Genomic DNA, 8,049 nt, shown 5'->3' with positions numbered 1-8,049 from the left:
CGGGCGCGCAAAGACCTGATGCCGACATTGCCGGTCGAGGTGGTGCGCCTGCGCGTGCGGCGCGCGGCCGAGTTGGGTTTGCCTTACAAGACCTATGCCGGTATCCGCGCCAGCACTGGCCATGATCTGATCGGGTTTCTGTTTTCGAACAATGCTTTGCGCGTCTTGCGCGAGGGCCAGCCGCTTCCTGTGGACAGGTCTGATAAACTGGCAGGTCTGGTGCGCACGGTATGCAAGGGCGTTGCGCATAAACCTGTCACGCCAACCCACCTCGGGGCTTTGGCGGGTCTTTCCGGTGCCCATGCGGCACCGGCCTTTAGCGACAGTTGGGCCGCAATGCGTGACCGGATGCGGGCAATGATCACGGCCGAGGGGCATCCTGCGGACCGTTTTGTGATCGTGGGCGACACCGCCCTTGAACGTGAATGGGCCGAGGCGGCACGCACTGCGGGCTATTTGCAGGCGGAGCAGTTCTTTTGCGGGTAAGGTGGATCTTGATCCACCTTACGTGAACCTGCCCATAGACGCTTTCCAAAGTGCTGCCTCTGGGCTATCTGCCTCAGGCAAGACGCCTGCGGAGACAGATATGACCCAGCAATTCGAAACACCCGGCCCCGTTGAACGGGATTGGTCCGACGCCATCAGCAAGATCGAAGACATCATTGATGATGCGCGCAACGGCAAGATGTTCATTCTTGTGGACCATGAGGACCGCGAAAACGAGGGTGATCTGGTGATCCCTGCGCAGATGGCCACGCCGGATGCGATCAACTTTATGGCCAAGCACGGGCGCGGGCTGATCTGCCTTACGCTGCCAGGTGCGCGGATTGATGCGCTGGGCCTGCCCTTGATGGCGTCACAGAACTCGTCACGCCATGAAACCGCCTTTACCGTCAGCATCGAGGCGCGTGAGGGTGTCAGTACCGGCATTTCCGCCCACGACCGCGCGCGTACCGTGGCGACGGCGATTGATGCATCAAAAGGTGCTGCCGATATCGCAACACCCGGTCACGTCTTTCCGCTGCGTGCGCGCGACGGTGGTGTTCTTGTCCGGGCCGGACATACCGAGGCCGCCGTAGATATCAGCCGTCTTGCGGGGCTGAATCCTTCGGGTGTGATCTGCGAGATCATGAAGGAAGACGGCGAGATGGCGCGCCTGCCTGATCTCATTGCCTTTGCGCAGCTGCATAACCTCAAAATCGGGACAATCAGTGATCTGATCGCCTATCGCCGTCGCCACGACAATCTGGTGCGTGTACGAGAAAGCAGTACCATCCAGTCGGAATTCGGCGGTGAATGGGAACTGCGCATCTACACTGACGAAACCCAAGGGGCGGAACATATCGCCCTGATCAAAGGTAATATCTCTACGCCCGAGCCTGTGCTTGTGCGGATGCATGCCATGGATCCATTGCTGGATATTGTAGGCGCAGGCCCCAAGGGGCGGCGCAACGAATTCGGCGATGCGATGTCACTGATTGCCGAAGAAGGGCGCGGTGTGCTGGTGCTGCTGCGTGATGTGCATATGAAGCTTGAGACAGGTGAAGAGGTCTCGCCGCAAACGCTGCGCCAGTACGGGCTTGGTGCGCAAATCCTCAGCTCGCTGGGCTTGCATGAGATCGAATTGCTGACCAACTCACCCAAACCCAAGGTGGTGGGGCTAGACGCCTACGGGTTGGAAATTGTCGGTACACGTAAAATTTCGGAGATCGGATAATGGCCGGACCCTCGCATTATATCATGCCCCTGCCGGAATTCGACAAACCGGTGAAAATTCTGATCGTGGCGTCGCCTTATTATAAGGATATCTCGGATAACCAGATCGCCGGTGCCAAGGTCGAGATCGAAAAGGCGGGCGCGACATGGGACCTTGTCGAGGTGCCCGGTGCGCTGGAAATTCCCACCGCGATCGGCATCGCCGAGCGGATGAGCAATTTTGACGGCTATGTCGCCCTTGGCTGTGTGATCCGTGGTGAGACCACCCATTATGATACCGTCTGCAATGACAGCAGCCGCGCGATCCAACTATTAGGGTTGCAGGGTTTGTGCATTGGTAACGGCATTCTGACGGTTGAAAACCGTGCGCAGGCCGAAGTGCGTGCTGATCCTGCGGATATGAACAAAGGCGGCGGCGCGGCGGCTGCGGCCTTGCACCTGATTGCGCTGGCCCGTAAGTGGGGCAAGGCCGACAAGGGCGTGGGGTTCACCCGCGACATCCTGATGGCCGGCGATACGGATAGCAAGACCACCACATGACCCTCTCGAACAACCAGCTCCGCAAAATGAAATCTGCCGCACGGCTTTATGCTGTGCAGGCCCTGTTCCAGATGGAGGCCAGTGGCCAGACCGTCGATCAGGTCACGCGCGAGTTCGAGGATCATCGCCTTGGCGCTGTCTATGAGGACGGCGAGATGGCCGAGGGCCATGTGGATACATTCCGCGCGCTGATGGAAAAGGCTGTTGATGATCAGGCGTCCATCGACCAGATGACCGACCGTGCGCTGGTGGCGAAATGGCCGATTGCGCGGATTGATCCCACATGGCGCGCGCTGTTCCGTGCGGCCGGTGCGGAAATGATGCTGCGGCAGACGCCGCCCAAGGTCGTGATCAGCGAGTTCGTTGGTGTCGCCGAGGCGTTTTCGGCAGATGGCAAAGAGCCCAAGTTTGTGAATGCCGTCCTTGATCATATGGCCCGCGAAGCCCAGCCGGAGGCTTTCGGTAAATTATCGTGATTTGCCATCGCGAAGGTTAGGTCTATCTTTGCGTCCAGGAGGATCGCACATGCGACCTGAGAATGAACCGGATCTGATGCGTCTTTATCTGCGCCACTGCGCTATCGGCTTTGTGCTGTCGGCGGTGTTTGTCGCGCTGATCCTCTGGCATAATGTGGCCGGACTTGGCAGCCTGATTGCCGGCTCTGATGTAGGCTATCTGGCGGTGTTTTTGCTGTGGTTCTTTCACGGCACGGTCTTTGGCAGCGTTCAGTTTGCAATCGTGGTCATGAGCCAAGCGGATGACGACGACGATGATGACCATCGCGGACCGCTTATTCCGATTCGCGTTGAAGCGCGCGCATCCCGCGGCAGGTAGTCGGGCTTGGGGGGAAGTGACGGGAACCACGGCAACCGTAGAGGTAACTAATCCCGAGGACCTGTATGTACAGGTGGGCGCCAGGTAATCAGACCAGGGTCAGAACAGAGCCAGCTCCCTCGGATTTGCTTAAGGCCACTGGATTTGTACCTATGGTATACGAGAGGTGCAGAACCCGTCGCCCAACAGGTAGGGGTGTGTGTGACGAAGGGCAAGCCCCTCGTGCAGCTTATTCTTCGATGTCGCCGCGGATCAGCCAGCCTTTTGCGCCAACCATTTCGGCAGGGGCGTAGCCGAGCAACAAACGCTCTGCGATACCGACAAAGACAAGAGCCATAGAGACTTCGAAAAAAGTAATGTTGGCAAACAGTGACATTCGTTACGCTCCTCTTGGTTGCTTTAAGTTTTACGTAGGAAAGCGGCCGAAAACGTGACGTGGACAAGGCTTTTGTCCCAATGATTGCGCCCAATGTGTCCCGTTTCAGTCATAAATGTGGCGCGTGTCATTTTTCCTCAGGCGCCAAATATTGCGTAACATTATGAAATTTAATAATTAAAGTTGGATGCCTTGATCAATCCACTCCCCGATCCGAGATTGTTTCGCTCTGCGCTTTTGCCTGTTTGCTGCACTGAGTCGCGTTAAATTGAAGCGGTTTTGCCTTGCGTTATGTTCACCTATTGTTCAGGGTGTCGGGCATGTCCGACCTGTCCTACAGCCCGAGCCTGATGCCCGGCCAGCTTTTGGCGCGGGGGGTCAGCCGTGCTTTGCGGGGTCATGATTTTGTGAGTGTCGAGGAATTGGTGCCGACATCCGGCCTGCGCGTTGATGTCATGGCGTTGGGGCCGAAGGGCGAGATCTGGATCGTCGAATGCAAGTCCGACCGCGCTGATTTTCAGTCGGACAGCAAATGGCACGGGTATCTGGAATGGTGCGACCGGTTTTTCTGGGCGGTCGATAGCGATTTTCCAACCGAGCTACTGCCGGAAGAAACCGGCCTGATTCTCGCTGATGCCTATGACGCCGAGATCATCCGGATGGGGCCTGAAACCAGGCTAGCCCCTGCACGCCGTAAAGTGATGATGCAGAAATTTGCGCGCCATGCAGCAATGCGCGCGCAGGCCGCGCGCGATCCGGGGTTTATTACCGCTTTTTGACGGCGCGAGCGGCCATGGCCGCTGCCTTGATCTCTTCTGCGATCTCGTCGGCCTCTTCAGGTTCAAAATCCATCGGAATCTCGATACCATCGGCTTCGATGAATATCCGCACCATGCCCAGATCGGTTGGTCCGATTTGCATGTTGGCTTCAATGTCGCGCTCGTTGTTGATACCCATGGTTATCCCCCAGATTTGCTGGCTTTGGTCCTACAGCGCAGCATGCCGCGTTGGCAAGGGGATGAAGCTTTCAGCCCCGACAGTTTCCGCGCGTAGGGACTTGCAATCGTGAACTCATGCCGCTAGATCACCCCTGTTGCCGCCTTAGCTCAGTTGGTTAGAGCACTGGTTTGTGGAACCAGGGGTCCCCCGTTCAAGCCGGGGAGGCGGTACCATCCCCCCCAAAGGTTTGCGCGCTTTGAGATGTCGGAGCCTCCGGCGGGAGTTTATTGGGCAAGATGATGGAGCAGTCGCGTGTCTGAAATTATTCAGTTTGTGATTGCCGCAAACCCGCCGCCACGTCTGGATAAGGCGCTGGGGCGTGATGTGCCAGAAGAGGCGTCACTCAGCCGGTCGCGGTTGGCAAGGCTGATTGCAGACGGCGCTGTGACGGTGGATGGCGCTGTCATCACTGATCCACGTTTCCGGATTTCGGCAGGGGCGATTGTAGCTGTCACTGTCGCTGTTGCCGAGGAAAGCCACATTGGTGCGGAAGACATCGCGCTGGAAGTGGTCTTTGAAGATGACGATTTGATTGTCATCAATAAACCCAGCGGCATGGTTGTGCATCCGGCCCCGGGCACCCCGGGCGGGACCTTGGTGAATGCCTTGATCCATCATTGCGGGGATACGCTTTCGGGTGTGGGTGGCATGAAGCGGCCGGGCATTGTGCACCGGATTGATAAAGAAACCACAGGGTTGCTGGTGGCGGCGAAATCGGACCGCGCGCATCATCACCTGGCCGACCAGTTTGCCGCCCATACTGTGGAACGGCGCTATCTTGCGGTGTGCTACGGCCTGCCGGATCAGAACGATCCGCGTTTGCGCGGGATCAAGGGGACATCCTTTGAGCCGGGCAATATTCTAAAGATCCAAACGTTTCTGGGCCGTCACCGCACAGACAGGCAGCGGCAGGCGGTGTCTTTCAGCAGTGGCCGCCATGCGGTGACTCGGTCGCGCATTGTGGAGCCGCTCGGCACGCCGCCTTGCGCGGCCTTGATCGAATGCTGGCTGGAAACGGGTCGGACCCATCAGATCAGGGTGCATATGGCCCATTGTGGCCATGCGCTGATTGGCGATCCGGTCTATGGTGGACGGCGCAAACTGTCGCCCAAAGCGATTGGCGAGGCCGGTGTCGCCGCTGTGTCCGCGTTTCCGCGTCAGGCGCTTCATGCGGCAACTCTAGGGTTTGAGCACCCTGTTTCAGGTGAATTTCTTCAGTTTGAGGCGGAAATCCCCCAGGACATGCGCGAACTTTTGCGCGCTCTTGGCTCTCAGGGCTGAAATAATCGATCCCATGTGCGTGAATGCACGGAAACATGGGTCGTAAAACTGAACTGATGAGTTCATATTCTTTTTAATGGAATCGGATATGGCCGCTCTTGAAACCGAATGTTAGCGTTCCCATATCCATGTTAAGCCTTTATACATAGGAGGGCAGATACAGTGAGTAACTACAAGAATTTACCGGCACCAACGCCGGAAGGTGGTCTGAACCGCTATATGCAGGAAATCCGCAAGTTTCCGATGCTGGAGCCGGAAGAAGAATACATGCTCGCCAAGCGGTGGGTTGACCATGAAGATACGGAAGCCGCGCATAAGATGGTGACATCGCACCTGCGACTGGCGGCAAAAATCGCTATGGGATATCGCGGCTACGGTTTGCCCCAGGCCGAGGTGATCTCAGAGGCGAATGTTGGCCTGATGCAGGCGGTGAAGCGCTTTGATCCTGAAAAGGGCTTCCGTCTGGCGACCTATGCCATGTGGTGGATCCGTGCCTCGATTCAGGAATATATCCTGCGGTCATGGTCTTTGGTGAAACTGGGCACGACCTCGGCGCAGAAAAAGCTGTTCTTCAACCTGCGCAAGGCGAAAAACCGGATTGGTGCGCTTGAAGACGGTGATCTGCGCCCTGAGAACGTGCAGCGGATTGCGACAGATCTTGGCGTGACCGAGGACGAAGTGATTTCCATGAACCGCCGTCTGTCTGGCGGGGATGCATCGCTGAACGCCACGGTCAGTGCCGATGGTGAGGGTGCGGCCCAATGGCAGGACTGGCTTGAGGACGAGAGCGCGAATACCGCGGCAGAGTATGAAGCGCATGATGAACTTGATGCGCGCCGCGAACTCTTGGCCGATGCCATGTCGGTTCTGAACGAGCGTGAGAAGGATATTCTGATGCAGCGTCGTCTGTCCGAGGAGACTGTCACGCTTGAAGACCTGAGCAGCCAGTATGACGTCAGCCGCGAACGTATCCGCCAGATCGAGGTGCGTGCGTTTGAAAAGCTGCAGGCGAAGATGCAGGAGCTGGCGCGCCAGAAGGGTATGTTGGCTGACGCCTGAAGCCGCATCTTTCGAGCAAATATGATCCCCGTCAGCGCTGCTGGCGGGGATTTTTCGTTTGCACGCGTATTTCCTTTTGGTCCTTGGTGGCGCTAACATCGCGTCAAAGGGGAAATGATCATGAAACCATTGCGCTGGGGCATTCTGGGTGCCGCGAACTTTGCTGAAAAACACATGGGGCCTGCGATACACGCGGCCAGAGGCGCCGAACTGGTAGCCCTTGCCACATCCAGCCCGGAAAAGGCCGCCGGTTTTCAGGCCTTTGCGCCGGGGATTCGTATTCACGACAGCTATGATGCCTTGTTGGCCGATCCGGCAATTGATGCGGTCTATATCCCGCTGCCAAATCACATGCATGTCGAATGGTCGCTCAAGGCGATGGCGGCGGGCAAGCATGTGCTATGCGAAAAGCCGATGACGCTCGCTGAGGGAGAGTTTGATCAATTGGTTGCCGCACGGGATGCGGCGGGGGTCTTGGCGGCCGAGGCCTATATGATCGTGCATCATCCCCAATTCATCCGCGCGCGCGAGTTGGTTCAGGGCGGCGCAATTGGCAATCTCGTGCATGTGGATGCGGCGTTCAGTTTCTTTAATGACGACGCGGGCAATATCCGCAATCAGCCTGCCGCGGGTGGTGGCGGTTTGCGTGATATCGGGGTCTATACCTTCGGGTCTGCGCGTTTTGTGTCCGGAGAAGAGCCACTTGCGGTTCCCTATGCCAAGCTGCGGTTCGACAATGATGTCGATATCTTTGCGCAGGTCGCGGCGGATTTTCCAAGCTTTAGCTATGCGGCCATGGTGTCAATCCGCATGTTCCCGCGTCAGGAAATCACCTTTCACGGCGACAAGGGCGTGCTCAAATTGAGCTGTCCTTACAATGCCAATGTTTTTGATGCGGCTGTTCTGACGATGACAACCGATGGCCAGACCGCCACGACCGAGCGCTGGCCGGGGGTGAACCAATATGTGCTACAGGTAGAAAACTTCTGTCAGTCGGTACAGACTGGCGCGGCCTATCCATGCCCGCTTGAGTTTTCGCGCGGAACGCAGAAGATGATTGATATGGTGTTTGCGGCTGGTGGACGGCCCGCTTAGGAGATGACGATGCCCAATGATGATGACCGCTCCGACATAAATGTGGACGACTATGAAAACATCTGGCTGCGCTTGGTGCATATGGTGATCATTGCCGTGCTGATGAGCATGGCCAGCACTTTGCTGGGGATCATGACCGTGGCGCAGTT

The 8,049-nt window shown here is 57.3% G+C and carries 11 protein-coding genes and 1 tRNA gene; 10 read left to right on the top strand and 2 right to left on the bottom strand.

Going from position 1 to position 8,049, the window contains the following annotated elements; genetic code table 11:
• The 5 genes from VGP75_RS00790 to VGP75_RS00770 form a co-directional block, all read left to right on the top strand.
• The coding region (locus tag VGP75_RS00790) for a hypothetical protein (protein WP_327541829.1) at positions 1–486 on the top strand (486 nt) is incomplete at its 5' end.
• 100 nt (positions 487–586) lie between these two features.
• Positions 587–1,717 carry a 3,4-dihydroxy-2-butanone-4-phosphate synthase gene (ribB, locus tag VGP75_RS00785; RefSeq protein WP_327541828.1) on the top strand — a complete coding sequence of 377 codons (1,131 nt, stop codon included), beginning with the start codon at positions 587–589 and terminating at the stop codon, positions 1,715–1,717.
• Positions 1,717–2,256: a 6,7-dimethyl-8-ribityllumazine synthase gene (locus tag VGP75_RS00780; protein ID WP_327541827.1), complete on the top strand. Its 540-nt coding sequence runs from the start codon at positions 1,717–1,719 to the stop codon at positions 2,254–2,256. Before ribB ends, VGP75_RS00780 begins: the two co-directional genes overlap by 1 nt.
• Complete coding sequence (gene nusB, locus VGP75_RS00775) at positions 2,253–2,732, top strand: transcription antitermination factor NusB (protein ID WP_327541826.1); 480 nt, start codon at positions 2,253–2,255, stop codon at positions 2,730–2,732. Before VGP75_RS00780 ends, nusB begins: the two co-directional genes overlap by 4 nt.
• Positions 2,733–2,781: 49 nt before the next feature.
• Positions 2,782–3,090, top strand: a complete 309-nt coding sequence (locus VGP75_RS00770) for a hypothetical protein (RefSeq protein ID WP_327541825.1) — start codon at positions 2,782–2,784, stop codon at positions 3,088–3,090.
• A 229-nt stretch (positions 3,091–3,319) separates the two neighbouring features.
• Here the strand turns inward: VGP75_RS00770 and VGP75_RS00765 are convergent, their stop codons facing one another.
• Positions 3,320–3,466: a hypothetical protein gene (locus VGP75_RS00765; RefSeq protein ID WP_165689306.1), complete on the bottom strand. Its 147-nt coding sequence runs from the start codon at positions 3,464–3,466 to the stop codon at positions 3,320–3,322.
• A gap of 320 nt (positions 3,467–3,786) precedes the next feature.
• On the opposite strand from VGP75_RS00765, the gene VGP75_RS00760 reads away from it, so the two are divergent.
• Positions 3,787–4,245 carry an MmcB family DNA repair protein gene (locus VGP75_RS00760; RefSeq protein ID WP_327541824.1) on the top strand — a complete coding sequence of 153 codons (459 nt, stop codon included), beginning with the start codon at positions 3,787–3,789 and terminating at the stop codon, positions 4,243–4,245.
• Here the strand turns inward: VGP75_RS00760 and VGP75_RS00755 are convergent.
• Complete coding sequence (locus VGP75_RS00755; protein ID WP_327541823.1) at positions 4,232–4,423, bottom strand: DUF6324 family protein; 192 nt, start codon at positions 4,421–4,423, stop codon at positions 4,232–4,234. The two genes, VGP75_RS00760 and VGP75_RS00755, sit on opposite strands and share 14 nt — an antisense overlap.
• Before the next feature lie 138 nt (positions 4,424–4,561).
• Between VGP75_RS00755 and VGP75_RS00750 the strand changes: the two genes are divergently transcribed.
• The 4 genes from VGP75_RS00750 (at position 4,562) to VGP75_RS00735 (ending at position 7,900) form a co-directional block, all read left to right on the top strand.
• Positions 4,562–4,638 (top strand) — tRNA-His (locus VGP75_RS00750).
• 79 nt (positions 4,639–4,717) lie between these two features.
• Positions 4,718–5,746 carry an RluA family pseudouridine synthase gene (locus VGP75_RS00745; RefSeq protein WP_327541822.1) on the top strand — a complete coding sequence of 343 codons (1,029 nt, stop codon included), beginning with the start codon at positions 4,718–4,720 and terminating at the stop codon, positions 5,744–5,746.
• Between the two features lie 162 nt (positions 5,747–5,908).
• Complete coding sequence (rpoH, locus tag VGP75_RS00740; protein ID WP_055687569.1) at positions 5,909–6,805, top strand: RNA polymerase sigma factor RpoH; 897 nt, start codon at positions 5,909–5,911, stop codon at positions 6,803–6,805.
• 120 nt (positions 6,806–6,925) lie between these two features.
• Entirely contained in the window at positions 6,926–7,900 is a 975-nt protein-coding gene (locus VGP75_RS00735; RefSeq protein WP_327541821.1) for a Gfo/Idh/MocA family protein, read from the top strand.
• The last annotated feature ends 149 nt before the right edge of the window (positions 7,901–8,049 follow it).

This window comes from Yoonia sp. (assembly GCF_036007805.1).
Classification (GTDB): Bacteria; Pseudomonadota; Alphaproteobacteria; order Rhodobacterales; family Rhodobacteraceae; genus Yoonia.
The sequence above is the reverse complement of the archived record's forward strand: the minus strand, read 5'-3'. Positions and strand labels throughout refer to the sequence as shown.

Bases quoted from the DNA above. Each gene is read 5' to 3' on its own strand.
- ribB (WP_327541828.1), top strand. From the start codon at position 587: ATGACCCAGCAATTCGAAACACCCGGCCCCGTTGAACGGGATTGGTCC.
- VGP75_RS00780 (WP_327541827.1), top strand. From the start codon at position 1,717: ATGGCCGGACCCTCGCATTATATCATGCCCCTGCCGGAATTCGACAAA.
- nusB (WP_327541826.1), top strand. From the start codon at position 2,253: ATGACCCTCTCGAACAACCAGCTCCGCAAAATGAAATCTGCCGCACGG.
- VGP75_RS00770 (WP_327541825.1), top strand. From the start codon at position 2,782: ATGCGACCTGAGAATGAACCGGATCTGATGCGTCTTTATCTGCGCCAC.
- VGP75_RS00765 (WP_165689306.1), bottom strand. From the start codon at position 3,466: ATGTCACTGTTTGCCAACATTACTTTTTTCGAAGTCTCTATGGCTCTT.
- VGP75_RS00760 (WP_327541824.1), top strand. From the start codon at position 3,787: ATGTCCGACCTGTCCTACAGCCCGAGCCTGATGCCCGGCCAGCTTTTG.
- VGP75_RS00755 (WP_327541823.1), bottom strand. From the start codon at position 4,423: ATGGGTATCAACAACGAGCGCGACATTGAAGCCAACATGCAAATCGGA.
- VGP75_RS00735 (WP_327541821.1), top strand. From the start codon at position 6,926: ATGAAACCATTGCGCTGGGGCATTCTGGGTGCCGCGAACTTTGCTGAA.